The 23,786-nt window shown below is 41.8% G+C and carries 20 protein-coding genes; 13 read left to right on the top strand and 7 right to left on the bottom strand.

Features of this window, described 5'->3' with window-relative positions:
- The first annotated feature begins 134 nt into the window (after positions 1-134).
- The gene (locus V7K69_RS32875; protein WP_442936115.1) at positions 135-290 is read left to right on the top strand and encodes a Gfo/Idh/MocA family oxidoreductase; all 156 of its coding nucleotides are present in this window, start codon (positions 135-137) and stop codon (positions 288-290) included.
- A 300-nt stretch (positions 291-590) separates the two neighbouring features.
- Positions 591-2,183: an iron uptake porin gene (locus tag V7K69_RS04100; RefSeq protein WP_335031658.1), complete on the top strand. Its 1,593-nt coding sequence runs from the start codon at positions 591-593 to the stop codon at positions 2,181-2,183.
- A gap of 117 nt (positions 2,184-2,300) precedes the next feature.
- On the opposite strand, the gene V7K69_RS04095 is transcribed toward V7K69_RS04100, so the two are convergent.
- Entirely contained in the window at positions 2,301-2,921 is a 621-nt protein-coding gene (locus V7K69_RS04095) for a hypothetical protein (protein ID WP_335031656.1), read from the bottom strand.
- A gap of 115 nt (positions 2,922-3,036) precedes the next feature.
- Positions 3,037-3,306 carry a hypothetical protein gene (locus tag V7K69_RS04090; RefSeq protein WP_335031654.1) on the bottom strand — a complete coding sequence of 90 codons (270 nt, stop codon included), beginning with the start codon at positions 3,304-3,306 and terminating at the stop codon, positions 3,037-3,039.
- Positions 3,307-3,456: 150 nt separating this feature from the next.
- Here V7K69_RS04090 and V7K69_RS04085 point away from each other — a divergent pair, with 150 nt between their 5' ends.
- The 5 genes from V7K69_RS04085 to V7K69_RS04065 all read left to right on the top strand — a co-directional run bounded on the left by V7K69_RS04085 (position 3,457) and on the right by V7K69_RS04065 (position 11,680).
- Entirely contained in the window at positions 3,457-4,140 is a 684-nt protein-coding gene (locus V7K69_RS04085) for a response regulator transcription factor (protein WP_163928936.1), read from the top strand.
- On the top strand, positions 4,137-5,645 hold the full coding sequence (locus tag V7K69_RS04080) for an ATP-binding protein (RefSeq protein WP_335031651.1): 1,509 nt from the start codon (positions 4,137-4,139) through the stop codon (positions 5,643-5,645). The genes V7K69_RS04085 and V7K69_RS04080 overlap by 4 nt, the downstream gene beginning before the upstream one ends.
- Positions 5,646-5,959: 314 nt before the next feature.
- Complete coding sequence (locus tag V7K69_RS04075; RefSeq protein ID WP_335031649.1) at positions 5,960-6,430, top strand: N-glycosidase; 471 nt, start codon at positions 5,960-5,962, stop codon at positions 6,428-6,430.
- 973 nt (positions 6,431-7,403) lie between these two features.
- Entirely contained in the window at positions 7,404-10,175 is a 2,772-nt protein-coding gene (locus tag V7K69_RS04070) for a GAF domain-containing sensor histidine kinase (protein ID WP_335031647.1), read from the top strand.
- Positions 10,176-10,909: 734 nt separating this feature from the next.
- Complete coding sequence (locus V7K69_RS04065; protein ID WP_335031645.1) at positions 10,910-11,680, top strand: hypothetical protein; 771 nt, start codon at positions 10,910-10,912, stop codon at positions 11,678-11,680.
- Positions 11,681-11,699: 19 nt separating this feature from the next.
- On the opposite strand, the gene V7K69_RS04060 is transcribed toward V7K69_RS04065, so the two are convergent.
- Entirely contained in the window at positions 11,700-12,554 is an 855-nt protein-coding gene (locus V7K69_RS04060) for a phosphate/phosphite/phosphonate ABC transporter substrate-binding protein (protein ID WP_335031643.1), read from the bottom strand.
- Positions 12,555-12,737: 183 nt separating this feature from the next.
- On the opposite strand from V7K69_RS04060, the gene V7K69_RS04055 reads away from it, so the two are divergent.
- Complete coding sequence (locus V7K69_RS04055; RefSeq protein ID WP_335031641.1) at positions 12,738-13,652, top strand: Tll0287-like domain-containing protein; 915 nt, start codon at positions 12,738-12,740, stop codon at positions 13,650-13,652.
- A 42-nt stretch (positions 13,653-13,694) separates the two neighbouring features.
- Here the strand turns inward: V7K69_RS04055 and V7K69_RS04050 are convergent, their stop codons facing one another.
- Together V7K69_RS04050 and V7K69_RS04045 are read right to left on the bottom strand one after the other, a co-directional pair.
- Positions 13,695-15,074: a serine/threonine-protein kinase gene (locus V7K69_RS04050; protein WP_335031639.1), complete on the bottom strand. Its 1,380-nt coding sequence runs from the start codon at positions 15,072-15,074 to the stop codon at positions 13,695-13,697.
- 162 nt (positions 15,075-15,236) lie between these two features.
- Positions 15,237-15,557: a DUF4278 domain-containing protein gene (locus V7K69_RS04045; RefSeq protein WP_335031637.1), complete on the bottom strand. Its 321-nt coding sequence runs from the start codon at positions 15,555-15,557 to the stop codon at positions 15,237-15,239.
- 397 nt (positions 15,558-15,954) lie between these two features.
- On the opposite strand from V7K69_RS04045, the gene V7K69_RS04040 reads away from it, so the two are divergent.
- Both V7K69_RS04040 and mltA read left to right on the top strand, forming a co-directional pair.
- Positions 15,955-16,209: a hypothetical protein gene (locus V7K69_RS04040; protein WP_335031635.1), complete on the top strand. Its 255-nt coding sequence runs from the start codon at positions 15,955-15,957 to the stop codon at positions 16,207-16,209.
- Between the two features lie 3 nt (positions 16,210-16,212).
- A complete protein-coding gene (mltA, locus tag V7K69_RS04035; RefSeq protein WP_335031770.1) occupies positions 16,213-17,496 on the top strand; it encodes a murein transglycosylase A in 1,284 nt (427 codons plus the stop codon).
- Between the two features lie 101 nt (positions 17,497-17,597).
- Here mltA and V7K69_RS04030 read toward each other — a convergent pair whose 3' ends face one another.
- Together V7K69_RS04030 and V7K69_RS04025 are read right to left on the bottom strand one after the other, a co-directional pair.
- Positions 17,598-18,467, bottom strand: coding sequence for a DUF5895 domain-containing protein (locus tag V7K69_RS04030; protein WP_174713408.1), 870 nt, complete (start codon positions 18,465-18,467; stop codon positions 17,598-17,600).
- Positions 18,468-18,723: 256 nt separating this feature from the next.
- The gene (locus V7K69_RS04025; protein ID WP_335031631.1) at positions 18,724-19,428 is read right to left on the bottom strand and encodes a haloacid dehalogenase type II; all 705 of its coding nucleotides are present in this window, start codon (positions 19,426-19,428) and stop codon (positions 18,724-18,726) included.
- 322 nt (positions 19,429-19,750) lie between these two features.
- Here V7K69_RS04025 and V7K69_RS04020 point away from each other — a divergent pair, with 322 nt between their 5' ends.
- Genes V7K69_RS04020 through V7K69_RS04010 form a run of 3 tightly spaced genes read left to right on the top strand, consistent with a single transcriptional unit; the run spans position 19,751 to position 23,776 of the window.
- Entirely contained in the window at positions 19,751-21,514 is a 1,764-nt protein-coding gene (locus tag V7K69_RS04020) for a ScyA-related TPP-binding enzyme (protein WP_335031629.1), read from the top strand.
- A 22-nt stretch (positions 21,515-21,536) separates the two neighbouring features.
- Positions 21,537-22,682, top strand: coding sequence for a 3-oxoacyl-ACP synthase III family protein (locus V7K69_RS04015; protein ID WP_335031627.1), 1,146 nt, complete (start codon positions 21,537-21,539; stop codon positions 22,680-22,682).
- Positions 22,683-22,723: 41 nt separating this feature from the next.
- The gene (locus tag V7K69_RS04010; RefSeq protein ID WP_335031625.1) at positions 22,724-23,776 is read left to right on the top strand and encodes an SGNH/GDSL hydrolase family protein; all 1,053 of its coding nucleotides are present in this window, start codon (positions 22,724-22,726) and stop codon (positions 23,774-23,776) included.
- The last annotated feature ends 10 nt before the right edge of the window (positions 23,777-23,786 follow it).

The raw sequence follows: 23,786 nt of genomic DNA, 5'->3' as shown, positions 1-23,786 counted from the left end.
AAAGAAGAATAATTCCGATACAAATGGATTTGGTCTCAAATCAAAAAAGATTGCTGTAAACTTTGTGGGGTGGGCATCTTGCCCACCCTGATGCTGAAAATTTTATCTGGAACATCTAACAACAACTAAATACAATCTTTCGCTTCAGTCAATCAGTAAAAAGATGGAAACTCTCAATTGTTGATAATCAGCCAGTTGCTGTTACTGCCGAAGACGGAATTAATGTAATGCGGATTATAGAAGCAGCTATTAAAAGCAGCAATGAGCAAAAAGTTATAGCGTTGCTTTGAGTAAGCTAAAACGTCAACTCAAAATATGTAACTTTAATGCTGATTAGCTTGTATGTTAGAAGCTTTTGTTTGGCTGTAATTTCTTTCGTTACAAAATCAGAATTCAACCATTTTCAACCAATAAGTCTAAGAGGTTGTTTGAAAAGTGGTTGACTGTGATTTTAGGCACTAACTGATCCCCCCTAGTCCCCTTAAAAAAGGGGAAACCCGGAATCAAAGTCCCCCTTTTTAAGGGGGATTTAGGGGGATCTAGAATGTTTTGTTACCGAGAAGAAAACTTTTCAAACATCCTCTAAGTCAATGATCAAAATTCTTTTTCATAGCTTTTTTGTCTTATTTTTGGTAGTTCCAGCAGTTTGGGCAGCACCTCCAGAAGATGATAGAAATTTGCAGGGACAAGTTAATTCTGTTTCTCAACTTTCTGATATCAAACCTAGTGATTGGGCATTTCAGGCACTGCAATCACTAGTCGAACGCTATGGCTGTATTGCAGGTTATCCTGATGCAACCTATCGTGGTAATCGTGCCTTAAGTCGTTATGAATTTGCTGCTGGTTTAAATGCTTGTTTAGACCGGGTGAATGAATTAATTGCTGTTGGTACTAATGATTTAGTCAAAAAAGAAGATTTAACAGTGCTGCAAAATTTGCAGACAGAGTTTGCGGCAGAATTGGCAACTCTGCGTGGTCGGGTGGATACCCTGGAAGCACATACAGCAACGTTGGAGCAGCAGCAATTTTCCACCACTACTAAGTTGAATGCTCAAATTATTACGGCCATTAGTGATACCTTTGGTAATAGAGTAGGTGGACAAAGCGATGACTCCCGTCTCTATTTTGCTAACCGGGGTCGTCTCAACTTAGAGAGTAGCTTCACCGGTAAAGATTTATTGCGAGTCCGGCTGGAATTTGGCAACTTTACAAATTCTAATGGTGCAAGTCAAATTGCCGCAGCCACAGGCACAGGCATGACACGCCTGAATTTCGACAATGACAGCAACAATACACTAATAATTCCCCACATCCGTTACTACTTCCCCGTTGGTGACTCCCTTTCTTTCGTTGTTGGCCCCACAGGTATTGGTTACAACGACATCACAAACAACATCACTCCTGCCACGATCGCTGATGATGGTAATGGGATTCCCTCACTCTTTGGTAAAAACAGTCCCCTCTTCGAGCGAGGTGGTGGTGGTGCAGCCGCTAACTTGAGTATCAGCAAAAACTTGATTCTCACCTTGGGCTATCTAGCAAATAATCCGAACGTTCCATCAGCGCAAAATGGCTTATTTGATGGCGGCTACAATGCTCTAGCCCACCTAGCATATTACGGCGAACAAGGAGCTATTAGTGTCGCTTACTCTCATGGTTATAACCCTGCTGGTACTGTAGATATCAACGCCGGCAGAGGCAGCGCCCTGTCAAACGCTCCCTTTGGAAATAACATTGCCACTTCCAATAGCATTGTTGGCGTACAGGGATACTATCGCTTTTCCCAAAATTTCCAAGTTCACTCTTGGGGTGGATATGTTTGGGCAAATGCAAAAAACTCTGGTTTCAGCGATATTTCTAATGGTAGGGGTGGAACAGATTCTCTCTTCGTAAACAATGGTGATAATGCCAATGCTTGGTTTGGAGCGATTGGTATGTCGTTTCCCGATGTGGGCGGTAAAGGCAACCTGCCAGGAATTCTCTTTGGGATACCACCGCGTGTCTCTAACAGTGATATCCGTCAAGACCGAGACACCGCTTACCATATTGAAGCATTCTATCGCTACCGCCTGAACGATAATATCTCTGTAACTCCTGGTGTTTGGGTAATTCTCAACCCGGAAAACGATAGTAGAAATGATACGCAGTATGTAGGCGTGCTTCGTACAACCTTCGATTTTTAAATTTTTTAGGACTTAGGGGCTTGCAAAAAATAAATTATTCCAAATTATTTCTAGATTTGTAGGGGCGCAAGTCCTTGCCCCCTAGGTTCGCTGGAAGTCCCTTACACAAATATTCAGCTATTTTGTTGTGTTAGGACGATCGCCACCTGGAGGATGAGGTGGAACACCCAACGCATCCTTTAACTGTTGTTCGCTAACTCCTAGCTTGGTCGCAGCCGCTGCAAAATCAGGGCGGGGTGGGCGTTGATTGCGATCGCCACTTGGAGGATTGGCAGGGACACCCAAGGCATCTTTTAACTGCTGTTCGCTAACTCCTAACTTGGTTGCAGCCGCTGCAAAATCAGGGCGAGGTGGGCGTTGATTGCGATCGCCACTTGGAGGATTAGCGGGTACACCCAACGCATCTTTTAACTGCTGTTCGCTAACTCCTAACTTGGTTGCAGCAGCCTTAAAATCAGGGCGGGGTGGGCGTTGATTGCGATCGCCACTTGGAGGATTGGCAGGGACACCCAACGCATCTTTTAACTGCTGTTCGCTAACTCCTAACTTGGTTGCAGCAGCCTTAAAATCAGGGCGGGGTGGGCGTTGTTCTCCTTCTGGTGGTTGGTTGGGTGGTTGTTGCGCCTGGGCAATTTGAGAGAATTTATTAGCAGCATTTGCCTGATTGAGTGAAATCAAACCAAATGTGCCAACCAAAACGGGAATCGCTGTTACAACTAGTATTCTACGAATATTCATGATCATTTTTCCAAAGATAGCTCGTTTACATTTCTGATTTAACTGAACCAAAATTACAATTTGCCCTGTTTGAAAATTACAATTTTGTAATTTTCAAGAATAAAAGGTACTGCAATTAACGATTATTGTGTTCTACACGATTTTGAACCGCACCCTGATGATGATTTTGGGGATGTTGGGGAGGACGCTTTTTATGATTCAGAAGGGGTTTAGAATGTCTAATCTGTGGTTTTTTATCAGATATTTGTGGTGTTTGAGGCTGTTGGGAAATCTGGGCATTTCGATTGGATGGATTAGCGGCATAAGCCTGATTTTGTAGGCTAAAACCGAATGTACCAATCAAAAAAGGAATGGCTGCTACGGCTAAGACTCGACGAATATTCATATAAATCAACCTGCAAAATGTAAGGTGTTCATATTTCTGATTAAGCCACCTCAAAATTACAGTTCACGTGCTTTCTAAATTACAGTTTTGTAATTTAAGTAGAAAGGTAATGAATCTAGAATGGAACAATATATAAACTAATAAATACTTGTGAACGTTCTATTTGTCGAAGATGAAGCGAAAATTGCTAACTTCGTCCGGGCTGGACTGAAGGAGCAAGGATTTGTTGTAGACTACTGCGACAATGGTGATGAAGGATATCTGCGAGCATTAGAAAATGAATATGATGTTCTTATCCTCGACATTATGGTACCGGGAAAGGATGGACTATCAATCTTAAAACTCTTGCGGGGGCAAGGTCGAAATGCGCCGGTAATTTTGTTAACGGCTCGGAATGAACTAGACGATCGCTTGGCAGGGCTAAATTTAGGAGCCGATGATTACATCGCTAAACCGTTTTTTGTAGAAGAGTTAGCGGCTCGAATTCATGCTGTTGTTCGCCGGAGTGTGAGCAATCGCCAAAATATCCTTAGTGTTGGGCCGATCAAACTTGATCGCATCACCAGGGAAGTTACTTGCGATCGCCAAGCAATAGAACTCACCAGCCGCGAGTTCAATCTTCTGGAGTATCTGATGCGCTCTCCCGGACGGGTTTTCACCCGTACCCAAATTTTGGAGCATGTTTGGGGCTACGACTTTAACCCTAACACCAACGTCGTAGATGTTTGTATCCAGCGAATTCGTAAAAAAATTGACCCCATTGATGAAGCAGTCTGGATTGAAAGCATTCGAGGGGTTGGATATCGGTTTCGCAAACCAGAGTCTAGCTCATGAAACTCCGTTCATTTCGCCTCAGAATTGCCCTATTGTCTGCGGCTCTAGCTGGAACCACATTAGTTGGTTTTGGTGCAGTCTCCTGGTTTCAGATTTACAATGCTAAAATCAGCCGTCTTGATGCAGAACTGTTAAATCACTTGATGCGGGCAACTCCGAACTTGCCACCACGGGGGGAACCTCCTGAAAATCAGGGCAAAGAAAGCCGACCCTCACGATGGCAATTTTACGAAGACTCATTATCTGATGCCTTCGGAACCAATACAAAAACTCCCATTGCCCTACTGGTGCTTGATGCCAACGGCAACATCCTTTATCAATCTAACTCCCTAACTGCCGACGTTGAGGTGAATCGCCTGTTGCTTAAGCGTCTTCAGTTGCTACCTTTACCATCACCTCCGCAGAGAGAACCACCGCCACCCTCAAATAGAAATGTTGGGCCGCCACCCTTTCTTCGTCCGCGTCCACCTAAATTTGTCACTGCACAGACAGCAAAAGCAGCTTGGCGGATTGGAGCAACTAAATTTCCCAATGCTCAGGTTGGCATTGCTGTGAATCTGCAAGCCGTTGATCAAGAAATGGCTACCATTCGGAATATTTTCTTGGTTTCAATTCCGGGGTCGCTATTGCTAGTTGCCATCGGTGCATGGTTAGTTTCTGGTGGTGCTTTACGTCCTATCCATCAATTAACAGGTGTTATTCAACAAGTAACTGTTAAAGGACTAGATCAACGAATTCCCATTGGAACAACTGATGTTGAATTTGTCGAGTTGATTCAGGTATTTAACTTGATGTTGGAACGGTTGGAACGCAGTTTTACCCAAGCTTCTCGCTTTAGTGGTGATGCGGCTCATGAACTGAAAACCCCACTGACGATTTTGCAAGGCGAACTAGAACGAACCCTGCAACAGGTTGATCCTGGGAGTGAAGTACAACAGCGCTTAAGTAACCTATTAGATGAAGTGCGCCGCCTGAGTGGAATTATGCGGAAACTCTTGCTGCTATCTCTGGCCGATGCCGGAAAAATGAGCTTGTATTTGGTTGAGGTGGATATGTCTGAGTTGCTGATGGAGATGCTAGAAGATGTGGAAATGCTGGCTCCCCACTTGACTGTGCAAACAGACTTTACTGATGGACTACGCTTACAGGGCGATCGCGATCTTCTAATTCAAGTTTTGCAAAACCTGTTCAGTAATGCTATAAAATACAATCTCCCCAACGGCTGGATAAAAATTCGCACTCATCAAACTCAAACAACTCTCCACGTCATCATTGCCAATGCTTCCAAAGATATTCCAGCAAGCGACCGTCTACGCATTTTTGACCGCTTCTATCGCGGCGATCCGGCTCGAACCCGCAAAATAGAAGGCATCGGACTAGGACTCAGCCTAGCCCGTGAAATTGCCAGGGCACATCATGGCGACCTCACCCTTGACTCAACAGCTTTTGGTCAAACAACTTTCACCCTCATCTTACCGATGAAGGAGGCAGGGAGCAAGGGTTAGGATAAAAACTGACCTTTGCAACAACTACCTTCCTTGAATGGCACTAAAAAAACCTGAAACCTTTATCTGAGGGCGGTGTATAGGGTGTGGGAGGTGTGGGAGGTGTGGGAGGTGTGGGAATAAATCTTACCTCCCACACTCCCCTCTCTCCCCACACTCCCCACACTCAAAAGCCAGTTAAATCAGGGATTTGTGCTTATCTTAGTGCCATTCTGCCTTCTTTGATGAAGTGACAGAATTTAGATAAGTTCGGTTTTGAGTTGCAATTCTCACAAATCAAATAGGATTGCTATATATGAAAGAGTAATTTTCAAATGACCATTTACTTTTATAAGGTTTGGCAGCCTTATGGCTGTTTTTCTAACTTTTCTCCCCACGGAATCCACATCCAGGACACTTACTGGGCAACTGTTGAGCATTATTATCAAGCACAAAAGTTTGTTGGCAGCAAAGATGCGGCAATTATACCCCTCATCCATACCGCCGCCACCCCAGAAGAAGCTGCCGCTTTGGGAAGATGTAGCACTCGCCAACTCCGTCGAGACTGGGATTTGGTAAAAACGCAAATTATGCGAGAAGCTGTACTCAAAAAGTTCCTCACTCATACTGATATTAGAGAAGTTCTGCTGAAGACAGGCGATGAGCTTTTGGTTGAAAACTCCCCAACCGATTCTTTTTGGGGCTGTGGTGCTAATAAAGCAGGTCAAAACCATCTCGGTAAAACTCTCATGAGTGTGCGTGAAGAAATTCGTAACTTACTATCTTTAACAAGAATTTACGAATAATTTCATCAAAATATAGAAATCCGGTTTGATTCCTGTTCGCACAACGTGGCGTAGCTATATTTACTTGTGTGGGCAGGGAACAGGCAATAGGAAATAGGAAAGAAGGGATAGATCCGTACTGAGTCTTATTCAAAAATCAAATAGGAGTTCTATAGTTACATTTAATATAAAATCAGTAATTAGACGGGTAATATTAAAATTATCCAGTCAAAATTTTTTGAAAATTTGTCAATGATTAAATCAAGTTTAGTTAAATTTTAAATCTCCCTAAAGCTATCTTCCTAAAGAGTAAATTCAAGACTATTTGATTTATTTTTGACATTTTTAGGAGCAATATTAATATTCAAACCATTGTTCTACATGGCTTACAATACTTGAAAATTCTTGTTAAATTGGCAATTTAGTCATTATCTCTACGAAAAAAGCTTATTGCTATTGAGAATATATAATCTAGTTTAAGGCTTTGGGACTTATAGGAACGAACGCCCTTGTAAATATTAATAAATATCTAACTAATATTATAGCTTTTTAAGGGGAACCACTGCGCTCTTTGGGAAACTTCCGAGACAAAAATGGTCAACAAAATAAGGTAATGATGAAGATGTCATTTAAGTAAAAATACTGAATTTTTTTAATGATTAAGAATATAAAATCAATAAGTGTCAATGATTAAATTTTTCTTTACTTTAGACTTGAAAGGATGTTTGAAAAGTCCCTAATGATATATCAAGTGGTTTGATATCTCCCTAAATCAACTTTCTTAGGATTATGAGAATTAAGCAAAATATCTAATACTTTTCAAATACCCTTTAATCCATTTATAAAAAAATTGCAACAGATGTACGCACCTCGCAATGCCTTTGTCGCAGAAATTTATTGAAATGGAATAAAAATCAAGACATTGTAAATTGAAATTTCTCATTCGGGACAATTATTAAAAAAAACTATACTTCAGTCATGGTGTATATAAACAATGACATCTATCGATAAACTAAACGAGTTGCAGCAAGGCTTAGACCAAGAAAGCTTACTGCACCGGATGATCAAACAGATTAGGCGATCGCTCGATCTTCAAGAAATATTAACAACTACCGTTAATGAAGTACGGTTATTCTTAAGTGCAGATCGAGTCAAGGTATATCGTTTTGATACTAGTGGTAGTGGTGAAGTCATTGCTGAATCTATTTATAACGAGCGTCTACCATCCTTGTTAGGGTTGCGCTTCCCAGTTCATGATATCCCCGAAGCGGCCAGAGAGATGTTTTTGTTGGCGGGGCAACGTTCGATTGTCGATGTAGCAAACGAGAAAATCGGGTTATCACCTCTCCAATCAAGAGAAACTGGCAAACGCCTACAAACTAATATCTATTATCGGAAAGTAGACCCATGCCATATTCAATACTTAAAGGCAATGGGTGTGCAATCTTCTTTAGTAGTGCCAATTTTAGATCGCGATCCACAACAACAATCGGCAAAGCCTAAATTGTGGGGATTGTTGGTAGCTCACCAGAGTGAACCGCGAAAGATTTTGAAGCGGGAAATCAAAGTATTGCAGCAAGTTGCTGATCAGGTTGCGATCGCGATCGCTCAAAGTAATCTACTCACCGCAGCGCTTACCCAGCAAAAGCAAGAAGCTACTATTAACCGAGTCACCAGACTATTGCATAAACTACCAACAATCCAGTTGCAAGGAGCTATTCAAGAAGTTATTACCGCATTCAGTGCAGTAGGTGGCAGGCTTTACATTGAAGAGAGTCGGGAACTATACACCTGGGGCAATCAACCCACACTACCTTACGAATTAAATAGCAGCATTATTGAACAGCATCCTACATGGCAAAACTGGATGACTGAGTTTAAACCAGGTAATATTTGGGCAACTGCTGACCTCTATAAAGAACCGCATTTGCGAGTTTTAGCTTTAGCATTTCGTTCTACTCAAATTCGTGGACTGATGGTGATTCCCCTGCATTACCGGGAACAATTTATCGGTGTATTAAGCATTTTTCGCGCTGAATTTGAAACGGAAATCTTGTGGGCGGGACGATGCGAACAAAATCGGCGACAACTTCTACCCCAGCTTTCCTTTGAGGTTTGGCGAGAGCAAAAAAAGGGGCAAGCGCCTGAGTGGAAACCAGAAGATATGACATTGGCAGAAGCGTTGTACGATCAGTTTTCAATGGCAATTCAGCAGCAGCAAATATATAAAGAAGTACAAGCGCTGAATGCCAACTTGGAACTGCGGGTGCAAGAACAAACTGCTGAACTAGAAAAATCATTACTTCTCACCAAGGTAATCAAGCAAGTCACAGAGCAGATCCGCAGTACATTGGACTTGCAGACAACCCTGCAAACTATTGTCTCCGAAGTTCGCTCACTGCTAAATTCAGATCGGGTAGTAATTTTCCAACTGAACAGTAAATCGGTGATTGTGGAAGAGATTAATGGTAATTGGCAGTCAGTTTTGGGAGTGAATTCACCACTAGAATGCTTTCCTGATGAGCATACGTATTTATACGCTCAGGGTAGAGTACGAGCAATTAACGACGTTTCAACTAATTCTTTAAGTGAGTGTCATCGAGAGTTTTTGCAAAGTCTGCAAATTCAAGCAAACTTAATAGTTCCAATTAATATAGGTATAGAACTATGGGGTTTACTAATTGCCCATGAATGTAGCGCTCCCAGAAATTGGCAGGATACAGAAATTGATTTATTGCAACAGCTAGGAGATCAGGCTGCGATCGCCATTCAACAAGCACAACTCTATGAACAAACCTGTAAGGCTGAAGCTGAAGCCAGAAATAAAGCAGAACAGTTAGGAAAGACTTTACATGAACTCCAAGAAACACAGACAAGATTGATTCAAACCGAAAAAATGTCTGGCTTAGGACAGTTGGTGGCGGGTATCGCCCACGAAATCAACAACCCCGTTAACTTTATCTACGGTAATCTGTGCCACGCCAGTGACTACATCGAACAACTGCTAGAAATTTTACGCCTCTACCAGCTACATTATCCCGATCCTGATAGTGAAATTAGTACTGCGATCGAAGCAGTGGATTTTGAATTTTTGATAGAAGACCTTCCAAAAATCATCACCTCAATGCAAGTAGGAAGCGATCGCATCCGTTCAATAGTGCTGTCGTTACGCAATTTTTCTCGCTTGGATGAGGCTGAGAACAAGCGCGTTGACTTGCATGAAGGCATTGACAACACCTTGTTAATTTTACAACATCAACTGAAAGGAAATGATGAATTCCCCGGCATTCAGGTAATCAAAGACTATGGCAACATTCCAACGATAGAATGCTATGCCGGTCAAATGAATCAGGTATTCATGAATATTTTTAGCAATGCCATAGATGCTTTAGAAATGGGGAATGGAGAATGGGGAATAGGGAACTGGGAAATGGGGACTGGGGAGGAGGACAAACAAGATAAGCCATCCCCAGTGCCTACTATCCACATTTCCACTAGAATCTCAGCAGATAACTCTCGTCTATTGATTCGTATTAGTGACAATGGGCCGGGAATGACTCCAGAGATAAAAAAGCGAATTTTTGACCCATTTTATACTACCAAACCTGTGGGCAAAGGTACAGGATTAGGATTGGCAATCAGCTATCAGATTATTGTCGAAAAACATGGTGGAATAATGGAGTGCATTTCCGAACCTGGGAAAGGTACAGAGTTCTGGATTGAAATTCCCGTCAAGCCTCCAGCTAAAATCGTTCACTCAAGGTAGAGAAATAGATTTTCTACCTTATTTTCAGAATGTTTGTTTCAAAACTTAAAATTTGAATTAGTAATTACTTTATTCATCCAAAAGGTTGATGCTATTTTTTAATAATAGGCTAAAGAAAAGATTTAGAAGTTATCCCATTACTGCAATAAGCTGTTACGCATATAAGAAAGCATATCAACTGGTGAGGTTGTCCTTTGTCATTAGTCATTTGTCCTTGGTAACACACAAATGACTAATGACTAATGACGGTCTACACGGAAAATAGTGCAATATAGAAGCGCGTTAGCTTATATTGACTTTGATTACCCAATACTTTAAAAGTAAAGTTTCGTTGCAAAAAAACTCCCTTCCATCTATGAGTGATAATCTAATAATTGAAGCTGATAAATAAGCTTCCCTGGCAGATATAACAGCTGCATTTGGAGTCGTAAGTAAGAGGTAAAAGACGCTGTTTAACTTACATCTGTCTCGTCAAAACACAGCAACACCCAACGCGAAAACTGCTATTTACTCAAATGTGGAAGATTAGGGGGCGCTGTCACTAGATTTCATAACTTGTTTACACAAGCGATGAAAATTAGTACATCCCTGCATCTGATAAACAACGAGAGAAGATAGTTCAGCGAGTAGATGCTTGGGTGTTGTTGTGTTTAAAGAGAAGTCTAAGAGATGGACTCCTCTTGGTGTAAGATTATACTAAGCTAAATAGTGAAAAATAATTTAAATAGCGCCTTATGTCAATTATTGCGCTCAGAGCGTGGTATCTACAGGATTACGAGCCGATTCAAGAACTAGAAAAACGTCCGCCAGACATTCGCTTGAGCAAAAAAAGCCTGCTGAGATCGGCATTGCGAGCAGACTTTTTAGAAGAAAGCGATGAAGTTAAGAAATCAACTTGGTTTGGGCGCTATCTAGAAGGGGAAAATATTGAATTTTATATTGAAGGAAGTGGTGGCTATTGCGTCGCCAACATTGACTTAATTAGTCATGAAATTTATTTTACTAAACAGGCTCTGTTGGCTCAGTTAGAACCAACGATTTTTTTATCCTATCAAACTGAGTATGTCGCTGCGACGAATGCTCTTAGAGAAGAACTGCGAAAAAGTTTAGAAAGTTTAAACTTGCGATCGCGCCTTCCTCTAACATTAGTAGAATCCTCTCGCCCTAGTGGTGCTACTCTACGGATTAACCGCACGATCATGCGAAAAATCCGTAAGAGTTTGTTATTTATCGCTGACACCACACCCATCGCTAGTGTTGACGGTAAAGAAACCCCCCAACTAATTCCTAGTCCCAATGTCTGTATTGAGATTGGCTATGCCATCCAAAGTAAGCGATCTGAACAGATTGTACTAGCACAAATGCAACGTCCAGATATTGAAGGACAATTTCCCTTCGACTTACCCACACAGCAAATTTTGCAATTTCAAGACACTACAGAACTAAATAAAATCCTGACAGGAACAATTCAAAACCAGCTAGCACGATTCAAATTGTTTTTTTGAGCAATATTTATGATGTAAATCAAAATAATTGGACAGGTTTTTTTTGCAGCTTAGAAGTAATCGAGCTTACCCGATCGACCACAGAAATCATGTATTTGTAATCTGGTACTTGTCCATTGGGTACATACCCCACTTCTTGAGCTAAACCAGAAGGCGCATCACTCATCACTTTACGGATGAACTCTTGACGGTTACGTTCCACATTCGGGCCAATCAAGACCACGCCTAATGGTACATAATGAGGGTCTTTAAATAGTATACGGAATTCCGTGGGGGCAAACTGTGAACCGTAGAGAGCCAATTCCGCCTCTGAGACAGCACAGGCGATCGCTTTTCCTTGAGCCACCAATTCCAGCGCGGCTTTAGGTGTGGGTGCAAATAGGATCTCAGCTAGTGTTGTACCATAAAGATTGTAAAGAGGAAAATAATATCCTGTTGCTGAACCTAATTGACCTAAAGCCACTGTTTGACCTTGCAGTTGCTTCAATTCGGTAATTGGATTGTCTTTGCGAACAACGAAAATTGAGCGCAAATTATTAATACCTACTAAAGGAAATAGGGGAGCATATTGGTGACGTGCGATCGCAATAGCTGCTAAACCCGGTGGAGCAAATACCAATGACCAAGCACGAGCTTCTAGGCGCTCAACTGCTCTATTTTCATTAAAAACTGGCTCTAGCTGAATATATGAGTTTGTTTTTTCACCTAAATAACTATTAAATTTAGCATATTGATTAATTATCTGTTCGCCTCCACCATAGTTGAGAACACCAACAGTTAACGTACCATTAATATCATTTGATGATTGACAAGCAGCAAATGTCAAACCTAGCAGATTAAACAGAAATAAACGTCGGGGAAGTCGCAAAAACATCACTAATTATTGGTTAAGGAAGTAACTTGGTTTTCAGAAATAATTTAAATTAAGTTTGGCTGCTGCCTAAATAGGTTATATTGCAGCAAAAAATTAATATTTATTTAAATATTGTTGAGATGCTTTCTAACAGGTATAAATAAATATTAGACAAACTCAGATACCACCTTCATTGGTTAGGTTATGTTAAACAACATTACATTAAAAAACTTAAAAATCGGTGCTAAATTTAACTTACTTTTAATATTAGTTTTCATAGTCAGTATTGTGGGAAGTGGGATTGCCTTATCCAGTGTACTTCAGGGGAGAGCGCAAAATGAAGTAACTTCTCAAGCGCAGATTCTCATTCAAATGGTGAACGCAGTTAGAGATTATACACAAAATCGGATAGATCCCTTATTAGAACCTAGACTAGATACTAACCCAACGTTCATGCCTGAAGTTGTACCAACTTTTTCTTCTAAAGAAGTATTTGAGAATTTTCGTAAAAAGCCCGAATATAAAAACTTTTTCCATAAAGATGCAACACTAAATCCTACGAATTTAGCGGATAAAGCTGATAATTTTGAAACTCAACTTGTAGAGCGTTTTCGCAACGACTCCAAAACTCAAGAAATTACAGGCTTTCGGAACCTGTCAGAAGGCGAAGTATTTTACATAGCGCGACCATTAAAGATTACACAACAGAAATGTCTGCGATGTCATTCTACACCAGATCAGGCTCCTAAGAGCCAGTTGGCAACTTATGGCTCGGAAAATGGTTTTGGCTGGCAACTTAATCAGATTGTTTCTGCTCAAATAATCTCTGTTCCTTCCCAAGAAATTTTTGCCAATGCCAAAAGGACTTGGGTATTAATCATGGGGCTTTTAATAACTATCTTTGCGATCGTAGTTTTCTTAATTAACTTCTTAATCAAAAAATATGTGATTCAGCGCATCAGAAGAATTGAAAAAATAGCCCAAAAAGTTAGTGTCGGTGATATGAGTGCTGATTTTGAAGAAAGCTCTAATGATGAGATTGGCGGGTTAGCAGAAGCATTTAATCGGATGAAAGCTAGCTTAAAAATAGCTATGGAGATGTTGAATAACCAAGGTTGATAATTCGTAATTAACGGATAAATAAAGACAATATTTAAAATATCAAGAAAGTAAGCGTTGCTGAAATTTCAAAGCTTTTTGAGGTTCGGGAATTTGTGATGCTAAAAGTTGAACAAATTCTGCACGAGAAATTTGCCCAGATGACTTAACAGCTTTTTGGACTAGAAACTTAGCTATTGGGCCAATCAAATCAGCCAATTCCCGTTCACACTGATGCAGAAAGCGATCGCTGATTTCTTGAGATTCTTGGCTTGGTAAATTATTGGACTGAATTTCAGATTTAAGAGTAAACTCCTGTAGTAGAGTCGGCTTCTCTAGTAGAAACATTGTTTTCTTCTTAAAATCAATTTGTTGATTTCCTCGAAGATGAAGGGCTAATTGATTAATTAATTCTTCGCAGTTTGGTGCTGATGTCGCAACTTGTCGGAGTAATCTTGAGGCAACGGGGCCGACAAATTCCAAAAGAATCTTTTCTAAGCGGCGATAATTTTCCGCAGACAGGATGGAAGCAGGCGAATATCCAATTGAGTTTTGTTGAGAAAGTGAAGCTTGAGATGGTTGTCTAAAAGATGGTGATTGAAGTGATTGCGCTTCTACTTTACTATCAAGATGCTTAAGTACCTCTAAAACTTCAGCCGCAGATTGATAGCGCTGTTTAAAGTGATGTAGCACCATCTTAGATAGCACAGATGCCAACTCAGAACTGACATTAGCCTGATGTTGCCAAGAAATTTCACCAGTATCTGGATCTTCCTCAAAGTTGATAGGATGTAACCCAGTCAGCGATTGGATAGCAATAATACCCAAAGAATAAATATCGCTGTTAGAACGAGGCTTACCTTGCCCCTGTTCTGTAGACATATATCCTGGGGTGCCAATGATAATAGTAGCCCCCGTGCGCCCTGAAACTGTAAGCATTTGAGTTTGGACTTGTTTAACTGCACCAAAGTCAATCAGCACTAACTTACCGTCTTTCTGCCGCCTGATTATATTGTCTGGTTTGATATCTCGATGGATAACGTTGTGGCTGTGAATAAATTGCAGAATACCCAACATCTGTTGCAGAAGTTGAATTACTTGATCTCCTGTCCAAAGTTGATTCGGTAAGAGTTCTGCTTTTAGAGTATGCCCCTCAATAAACTCTTGCACCAAAAAGAACTCTTGGTTATCTTCAAAATAGGCTAAAAGCCGAGGGATTTGGTCATGGTTGCCCAGTTCTTCTAGTGTTTCTGCCTCACTGGTAAATAGCCGTCTAGCAGTTTCGAGAAATTCGGGGCTACGAGTGACAGGCTTAAGGTGTTTGACAACGCATTTCGGAAAACCTGGGCGATGGGTATCTTGAGCTATATAGGTTTGACCGAATCCACCTCCCCCTAAGACTTGGAGGACTTGGTAACGTCCGTCTAATAATTGTCCTAACATTGTCTCACTTGCCTTAAGTCCTCAAATTCATCTTGGCACAACTACCAGTTTTGGCAAGATGAATTTGAGGTAGATAATCCTAAAATTCAAAGGTTTTTTGAGGATTGTACTACACACAAGTTCATGACTCCCTAAACTTCAGATGAGCTTGTAACCATATTATTATTGAAGTTTTAATTGTTCAGAAATCGGTAGTGCCGCAACTTTTGAATTTATTGCTGGTTGAGAGACTACAGTCACGTCTCCCTGTGCAGTTTTATTTACAAAGTAAGTAATTCCCCTAAAGCTCAATTTATAAGCTACTGGTGAAAGAGAAACTTCTGCCGATTTTGAATTTGGATCAACACGATAATTAACGCCACGGTACATTAAATTATAAGCTGGTCCGAGTTGAGGAACTGGTTGAAAGGGCTGTTCTGTTTTTTTGCTGGCAACTTTGCTTGGGTTGTATTCGTAGCTCAGACCACGATAGTAAAGTTTCATAAATTTTGCCTCCTGAATAACTAACTGTTGTTCAACAATGCCAATGACTTATCAGAAGTTGATTGGAGAGTTATGCAGGAGCTAATGTAAACTTACACTTTTGAAGGAACTGATTAAAGGATTAGCCGTCTAGAGTGAGGAGTCATTGGGCAATTGGGAATTGGGCATTAGCCTGGATTTCTCACTTGTGAGAAATCCAAGGGGTGTGGGAGGATGGGGAAGAAGTCTTACCCCCCACACTCCCCACACTCCCCACACTCCTCTTCTCCCTCTGCTTCCCCTGCCTCCCCTGCCCCCTTACTTCTTCCCTCATCCCCACCTCCCGTATGCTTACCCTTTTCATTCAGGGGTTACGTGGTTAACAATGGGTTGAATGTTTTTTAAATGGTTCAATCTTATGGCTAGAACTCCAAATGAATATGCCGTATACCTCCTACTGGAAAGCGGCCACCGGGAAGAAGTACGTTTTCCTACTATTCAAGAGTTTCAGAAGTGGTATAGCGGCGAACTTGTGCCAAAATCTGCTTCCAATGACTTTATTAGTGTGCCGATCAAAAATATTCAAGGGGAATATATGGTAGTAAGACCTTCTCGGGTTGTGGCAATCCGGGTAGAACCTCTTTTTAGTTCCAGTGTTGAAAGATTCAACTAAATGATGAGAAAAACCCTTGCTTTACTTTCCTTCAGTCTGGGAGTTGTCCTTGTAAACCCTCTTTGGTCGGCTGTCGCTCAGGTTCCTAACTTACTGCCCTTGCCAATACCGACTACTCCCGATCTGTCTCCGGTGCCAATACCAATCACTCCAGAGATAACACCGCCGCTAAAACCGATCGCCATAGAAAGCGATTGTACGCTCCAGCAGAGGTGCTTGGGTTGGGATGATCAAATTTGGGGTCAAAGAGGTAAAACAGGTGTTGGTGCTTCGCCCACCGGAGGCGATCGCAATGCGTTGTTGGCTTCCATTGATAACAGTCTGATCTACCTAACAAAGGGTGAAGCGATCGCAGCATATCAAAATTATCCAATCAAGGAAATTACCCTCGATCGCGTCCGCCGGAGTTTGTTACGTTTCCGTCAACTGGTTGTCAGTTCTAAGTCACCAGCCCAATTACAATCTGCTGTCCGCCGCGAGTTTGTCTTTTACCAGTCTGTAGGGAACGATGGCAAGGGTACTGTTAAATTCACTGCTTACTACGAACCTGTTTACACCGCTAGCCGTGTCAAAACTGCAATCTATAAGTATCCCCTTTATCGCCTACCACCTGATTTCAGCCAATGGCCGAAACCCCACCCCAAACGAATTGATTTGGAAGGGAAGGATGGTTTACAAGGGAATAAGAGCAAATTGCGCGGTTTAGAACTGCTTTGGTTCCGCGATCGCCTCGACGCATACATGGTACATATCCAAGGTTCTGCTCAAATTAAGTTAACTAATGGCAAAACAACGTCAGTTGGCTATGCAGGTGGAACTGATTACCCCTGGACTAGCATCGGCAAAGAACTAGCCAAAGATGGCAAACTGCCACTAAATGGATTGACAATGCCACGTCTAATTAGTTATTTCCGGCAAAAACCCCAGGAGTTGAACAATTATCTGCCCCGATGGGAACGATTTATTTTCTTCCAAGAAACAGGTGGTAGAGGAGCGACTGGTAGTATTCATGTGCCAGTGACAGCAGAACGTTCCATTGCTACAGATAAGTCTCTCATGCCACCGGGAGCGTTAGCTCTGATTTACAATTCATTTCCCTATCCCGCCAGTCGTGGCAAACTAGAGAGGCGTACTGTCAGCCGCTTTGTGCTTGATCAGGATACAGGAAGCGCCATCAAAGGCCCGGGACGTGTGGATTATTTCATGGGGTCTGGTAAACTAGCAGGCGATCGCGCTGGCATCACAGGCGGTAATGGTTCACTATATTATTTGCTGCTCAAAGAATAGGGCATTGGGAATGGGGAATGGGGAATGGGGAATGGGGAATGGGGAATTTATAATAACCAATAGTTTGCCTCCCCTGCTCCCTGCCTCTTCCCCATTCCCACTTAATACGGCGGATAAGCAAAATCATCTTCATCAGCATAAACGTAAGAGTTAGAAACTCCTGCCATTGCCAATTTAGGCGTTTCTGATTTTACAGGTTCCTTCCCAAAATCTTTGTATTCTTCAAAAGTCTTGCAAATCATTGCAGACTCTAGAGAATCCGAAGCTATTAAATATTGAGTTAAAGTCCCTACCGTGGGATGTTTGTAGTCTACAGTTGAAGCTACCAGAACAGTATTTGGTTCAATACCTCTTTCTTCACACTCAATTATCGGGCAAAAAATCCCGTGAGCATGGAACAAAGGGCCTTTTGGCGTTAAAGGTTGCTTGCGGTAAACAGCATAAGCTTTTTCTAGTTCAGCCACGAATCCACTAACTACTTTACCTTGTTGATATTCGCAGTAGGTTTTGCTGAAACTCGCTCCGGCAGCACCATTAAGAGTTAGTTGTAGTGGTGATTCGTGTAAAAACTTTTTATTCTCACCCACTATAAAAATTAGATAGCGAGTAAATGTTTTAAATTTAAGTTTATCTGCTAAAAAGGCATCATAATTCTCTTTGAGCGTACCCAATTTTAGACCACTTTCCCGGTCTTTGACAGACAAAGGCCCGCGACGTACTAAAACCAAGTGTGGAGTAGTGCTAATAAAGACCGTTTCGACTCCAGAACTAAATTCATGCTCTACCTGCTGCCAATTATCATCTGGCACAAAGCCGACGGCATTGGCATTGTCTAGTTTAATCGCCAAACCGTGGGATTGCATACCATCTGTGCCATACCGAGGATTAATCATCTGACACCAAGGGATGACTTGAGAAGGCGGTGCATTAAATTTCTCGTCTTCAAAGTCGAAATTAGCAGATGCTTTCATCGTTTTAGGCTATCAAAGTAGTTTTCTTGAACAAGTTTCTCGGCAGGCGCTGAGGAAAGGAGAACCAGAAGGAGAGTGTTGCTACAAGCGTTACCCGTCCCTTATGTGTCGCCCTCAAAAGAAGGTTGAGCGTGCCATTAAACTGGCATAGTAGTTTTTCCAGAGTAAAGCAGAATCAATCTATGTTGCAATCCTTGTTTCGTTTTGTAACAACAGATCATTGTCAAAATAGTGCTGGGCATTCAGCATTGATTGCTCAGTATTGTTTCGCTAAACTCAAAGCAGCAAGAGTCTTTAAATCAGGGACTTCTAAGTCAGGTTGACTTAATGCTGATTCTGTGGTTTTTGATCCTTTTTTCTCTGCTCGACGGTTTACCCAGACTGTTGATAGTCCTAAAGATTTGGCTGTAACGATATCGTGATATACACTAGCAGCAATATGTAATATCTGCTCTAGCGGCAAATCAATTCTCTCAATAGCCAGTCTGAAGTTGTTTAAGGAGGGTTTGTAACTTTTTGCCTGTTCTGCTGTGATTATTTGGTCAAATTCCACCTCTAAGTGTTTTGCAGAGAAAGCAAATAGATCGTCATCTACATTGGAGATAATTACCAGCTGAAACTTTTGCTTGAGGGTTTTAAGTGCCTGAACTGTATCGGGGAAAGGTAGCCAATGCTGAATCGAATCAGCAATTGAATTTAGTTCCTTGACAGTTGGCTCAAAGCCAAATTGTTCACCAAATTTCTTGACTACTCTCTTCAAAACTTCCCGATATTTGATATAGTCACCCTTTTCCAGTTCTGCTTCAAATTCAGCAAAAAGCTCCAGAATTCGATCGTCATCTAAATCAGTGTTGTGTGCCAGCAAAAGTGGCTTGAGCGCTCCTAAAATGCCGTTCTCCCAATCAATCAGGGTTCCATAACAATCGAAAGTTAAAGCTTTATACTGATTGAAGTTAATCACCTTTTTATACTCCAGAGCTTGATTCTATAGTGTTCAGTTCTCATAAACTAGAAAACAGGTTAACCCATCTGCGTTGGCGCAGGCATCGCTACGTCTATATATTGTTGAATTCTCTAGACATTTCTTGTATCAGATTTTCAACTGCTAAAAGATTGGCAAGGCAAAGTATGAGGGTCGTTTTAAAGTTTCTAAGTAACTGCTTTACAAAAGCAGTGCTAAAAAAATTGTATGGTACTTATCTAAAAAAAGTAATATTGCTGAGTTTAGCGTGTGGGATAATGTTACTTCATAGGGGAAATTATTCCTAATAAGTATAGTTTGTATGCATCTTAAATTTCAGGACACACAAGCGAATACCACTGAACAATTAAACTCCATTGAACAGCAATCTCACAGCAAGCCATCTAGACCTTCTTCGGTAGCAGAGGCAGTGGTTAAAATACTAGGAGATATGGGAGTAGAGTATGCCTTTGGTGTTTCGGGAGGCGCGATCGCGCCAATGTGGGCTGCATTACACCAAAGTTCCATACAGGTGCTGCACTTTCGCCACGAAGCTGGAGCAGCTTTTGCGGCCATTGAGGCTTACTTTGTTAGCGATCGCCCAGTTGTGGTATTCACTACTACAGGGCCGGGGATCACCAATGCTTTGACAGGGCTGTTGGCTGCCCGTTGGGAGGGTGCTAAGGTGATTTTCGTATCAGCTTCAACCTCAGCATCACAGCGTGGTCGGTGGGCTTGCCAAGAAACTAGCGCCTACACAATGCCTAGTGCAGATATTTTTACTTCGGGGACAATATTCCATTATGCAACAACCCTCGAATCCAGCGATGAACTTCCAGAGGTTTCTCGAAGGCTTGCTCTTGGTCTAGCACAACCGGCAGGATTTGTAGCTCATATCAGTATTCCGACAAATATCCAGACAAGTTCAGTAAAAACATCTTTGCCACAAGTAACTCTGTGTCATGCGATAGCAACGGCAAGTGAAGAAACAATCGGAGAATGTGTCCGGTTACTTTCTGAGGGAGTCTTTGCAATCTGGGTAGGCTTCGGGGCACGGGGTGCTGCAAAAGAGATTCGCCAGCTTGCTGAGAGGACAGGGGCTGCCGTAATGTGTTCACCACGGGCTAAAGGTATTTTTCCTGAAGATCATCCTCAGTTTGTTGGTGTCACTGGCTTCGGTGGGCATGAGTCGGTTCTCAAGTACATGCAGAAATACCGTCCTTTACGCATCTTAGTTCTGGGAACACGCTTAGGCGAACGCACATCACTCTTGCTGCCTGTGATGGTTCCTTTGCGGGGCTTTTTGCATGTTGACATCGACCCAGAGATCCCAGGAACTGCATATCCATCTGCTGAGACTTTTGCCATTCCATCTGACATCAGAGTGTTTGTCAAAGCTCTGTTGAAATACTTTCCGCAGCAGCTTGTTCAGTTGGCAAAACCGATCCTGCCTAGACCCGAATACAGTACAATCAGTCCACGTACATACGGTAAAGTGCGTCCCGCAGTACTTATGGATACTATTCAAAGACTGATTGTTGACGCAAGTGATGTATTGGTAATGGCCGAGGCAAGCAGTTCCTCTGCTTGGGGAAATTATATGCTGCGGTTTACCAAGCCACATCGTTACAGAAACTGTAGCGGTTTCGGTTCTATGGGGCATATTACCACTGGCATTGTCGGTGCGGCACTAGCTCGTCGTGGTAAAGTGATCGCCATTGTTGGTGACGGTGCCATGTTAATGAATAACGAGATCAGCACAGCGGTGAAGTACCAAATTCCAGTTGTCTGGATAGTACTTAATGACGGATGCTACAATATGTGCGATCAAGGGATAGCAATGTTGGGCTTCCAGGGTGTAGATGCAAAGATTCCCCAAACAGACTTTGTGAAGATTGCTTCTGGTATGGGAGCCGATGGTATTCGTGTCGAGAGAGAGCCTGAGATCCAGGCGGCTCTGGAGCAAGCAATGGTGGCGATCGCTCCATTCGTGGTTGATGTAGTCATTGACCCTACTCAGCCTGCACCAATTGAAAGTCGGATTCAGAATTTGATTGGCCAAAGCAATACAAATTATTACTACTAACTTAGTATATAAAAAGTTTTTTATGGCACAACACGCAGTAGGTATCCGCTCACTGGCTGTGAGCTTACCTAGCATTAGACGTAACAACGATTACTATAGAGAAAAATACCCCGAATTGGTTGCTCAAGCAGAGCAAAAAAGTTTAGGAAGGTGGTTCTCTCTTGATAGCTCCACCCCTAAGAATGAGTTCGACTTAGAGATGGTGCCCTATCTATCAGATCCGTTTCGGGGGACTGTCCAACGGTGGGTACTCAGTCCAGATGAGTCACCATTGATGCTACAGTGCCGCGCAGTAAAAGATACTTTGGCGGCTGCAAAGCTTTCTCTGGAAGATGTCGATCTGATGCTTGTTGCCTCAGTCTGGCCTAAACAAACCGGATTTGGTGATGCTGCCTTTCTGTCGCGTGAGCTAGGTTTGCAGGGTGCAGCTTGGAATCTAGATGCTAGCTGTGGTAGCACTCTCATTGCATTGCAGACTGCTTATGCTTTGGTTGCGGCAGGACAGTATCACAATGTACTAGTAGTGATCTCATGCTCTTACTCTCACTTTGTCCCTGAGGATGATACTGCCTCATGGTTTCTTAGCGATGGTGTCGGGGCTTTTGTGGTAAGTAAACTTGAATCACATCAGGGTATTCTTGGTATTAAGACTATTCATGCTGGTGCGCTGTCCGATTTAGTTTACCCTGCGATCGCCAAAAATATACAGGGCAACTTGCAGGTTCGTATGCAGGTCAGTAAAGATGCAAACAGGTTAACTCGGGAAACGGCTGTAGGGTTTCTTCGCACATGTTGTGAAGGTGCTATTAATGCAGCAGGTGTGACGCTTGAGCAAATAGACTTTTTTATTTTCAACACACCTACGGCTTGGTTCGCACGTTTCTGTGCCCGCGTACTAGGTATTGATCCAGAGCGTACAATCGACCTCTATCCACAATATGCAAACATTGGGCCAGTACTTTCTATAGTTAATATGTACCATGCTGCACAGTTAGGAAAAATTAGTGAAAATGACTTAGTTCTTGTTTATGGATTTGGTGCAGCAGGTGCCGTCTCTGCTAGTGTGATGCGTTGGGGCAAAGTAGCACTAGGTTCTGCTCCTATCCATAAAATAGAATCTGACTTGGCACTGACAAATTCTAAAGACAGAAGCATTGCTTCTTGTTAAGGATATTTACCAATATTTAAAGTTTTTTTGAGTATTTGCTTGTGAATAAACAAATTTTTGCGACCGGAATTTTTATTTTATCTCTTATCTTTCCGCTTAAAGTTTCAGCGCAGAATAATGACGATATTTATGTGTTTGGTGATAGCCTCTCTGACACAGGTGATGTATTCAATGCCACAGGCGGAATAATCCCTCCCAGTCCAACTTACTTTAATGGACGTTTTTCCAATGGCCCAATTTGGGTGGAATATCTCGCCTCTGATTTAGGATTAAAGTTGAATCTAAACAACAATTTTGCCTATGGTGGCGCAACCACAGGGTATAAAAATATTGGTCTTTCTAGTTTACCAGGATTGCAGCAACAGATAAATAGCTTTACATCAGCAAATACTTCTGCAAACCCGAACGCCCTCTACGTCATCTGGGCTGGTACAAATGATTATTTAGATTATTTTTTTGGTAACGTTCCCAATCCTAATGAAACAGTCAAAAATTTATCAATGGCTGTGACATCACTTGCTGCTGTTGGTGCTAAAAACTTTCTAGTGGTTAACTTACCAGATTTAGGAAAGTTCCCAGTTGTAGGCGGCAATAATCAAGATTACAGCTTACTAAGCACTTTTACCAATGCACACAACTCCATTTTAAGTGCAAATCTCAACTTTTTGAGCCAGCAACTCAGCCCTGATATTAATATCATTCCTCTTGATGTTAATTCTCTATTCAATAGAATCATCGCTGCTCCAGAAGAATTCGGTTTTACAAATGTGACTGATTCTTGTATTGGAGATTTATCGGTAGTACCCATCAATATTCACAAGCAACTGGTTGCTTGTGAACCAGATAATTTTTTATTTTGGGATCAAGTTCATCCTACAACCTCTGCTCAAAAGCTAATTGCAGAATTAGCTTTTTCAGCCGTGAAACCAGTACCTGTATCCGAACCTTCTGCTGTATTAGGGATATTGGCGCTTGGTGTTTTAGGTACAGTTGGATGGGCGATTGATAGATACAAAGATGAGCGTAAAGTTAGGGCAACAATTGTACTTATGCCTGTTTTTGAAGTTATTGATAGGCAAAGTCCAGAGTTTTGAATTAATAATG

Origin of the sequence: Nostoc sp. (assembly GCF_036917775.1) — a bacterium.
Classification (GTDB): domain Bacteria; phylum Cyanobacteriota; class Cyanobacteriia; order Cyanobacteriales; family Nostocaceae; genus Nostoc.
This window is presented reverse-complemented; position numbering and strand designations above follow the sequence as displayed.

Excerpts from the sequence above, each read along its gene's own strand:
- V7K69_RS04075 (WP_335031649.1), top strand. The coding sequence starts at position 5,960 with ATGACCATTTACTTTTATAAGGTTTGGCAGCCTTATGGCTGTTTTTCT.
- V7K69_RS04080 (WP_335031651.1), top strand. The coding sequence starts at position 4,137 with ATGAAACTCCGTTCATTTCGCCTCAGAATTGCCCTATTGTCTGCGGCT.
- V7K69_RS04090 (WP_335031654.1), bottom strand. The coding sequence starts at position 3,306 with ATGAATATTCGTCGAGTCTTAGCCGTAGCAGCCATTCCTTTTTTGATT.
- V7K69_RS04045 (WP_335031637.1), bottom strand. The coding sequence starts at position 15,557 with ATGAAACTTTACTATCGTGGTCTGAGCTACGAATACAACCCAAGCAAA.
- mltA (WP_335031770.1), top strand. The coding sequence starts at position 16,213 with ATGAGAAAAACCCTTGCTTTACTTTCCTTCAGTCTGGGAGTTGTCCTT.
- V7K69_RS04030 (WP_174713408.1), bottom strand. The coding sequence starts at position 18,467 with ATGAAAGCATCTGCTAATTTCGACTTTGAAGACGAGAAATTTAATGCA.
- V7K69_RS04100 (WP_335031658.1), top strand. The coding sequence starts at position 591 with ATGATCAAAATTCTTTTTCATAGCTTTTTTGTCTTATTTTTGGTAGTT.
- V7K69_RS04065 (WP_335031645.1), top strand. The coding sequence starts at position 10,910 with ATGTCAATTATTGCGCTCAGAGCGTGGTATCTACAGGATTACGAGCCG.
- V7K69_RS04040 (WP_335031635.1), top strand. The coding sequence starts at position 15,955 with ATGGCTAGAACTCCAAATGAATATGCCGTATACCTCCTACTGGAAAGC.
- V7K69_RS04055 (WP_335031641.1), top strand. The coding sequence starts at position 12,738 with ATGTTAAACAACATTACATTAAAAAACTTAAAAATCGGTGCTAAATTT.
- V7K69_RS04095 (WP_335031656.1), bottom strand. The coding sequence starts at position 2,921 with ATGAATATTCGTAGAATACTAGTTGTAACAGCGATTCCCGTTTTGGTT.
- V7K69_RS04050 (WP_335031639.1), bottom strand. The coding sequence starts at position 15,074 with ATGTTAGGACAATTATTAGACGGACGTTACCAAGTCCTCCAAGTCTTA.
- V7K69_RS04015 (WP_335031627.1), top strand. The coding sequence starts at position 21,537 with ATGGCACAACACGCAGTAGGTATCCGCTCACTGGCTGTGAGCTTACCT.
- V7K69_RS04070 (WP_335031647.1), top strand. The coding sequence starts at position 7,404 with ATGACATCTATCGATAAACTAAACGAGTTGCAGCAAGGCTTAGACCAA.
- V7K69_RS04020 (WP_335031629.1), top strand. The coding sequence starts at position 19,751 with ATGCATCTTAAATTTCAGGACACACAAGCGAATACCACTGAACAATTA.
- V7K69_RS04060 (WP_335031643.1), bottom strand. The coding sequence starts at position 12,554 with ATGTTTTTGCGACTTCCCCGACGTTTATTTCTGTTTAATCTGCTAGGT.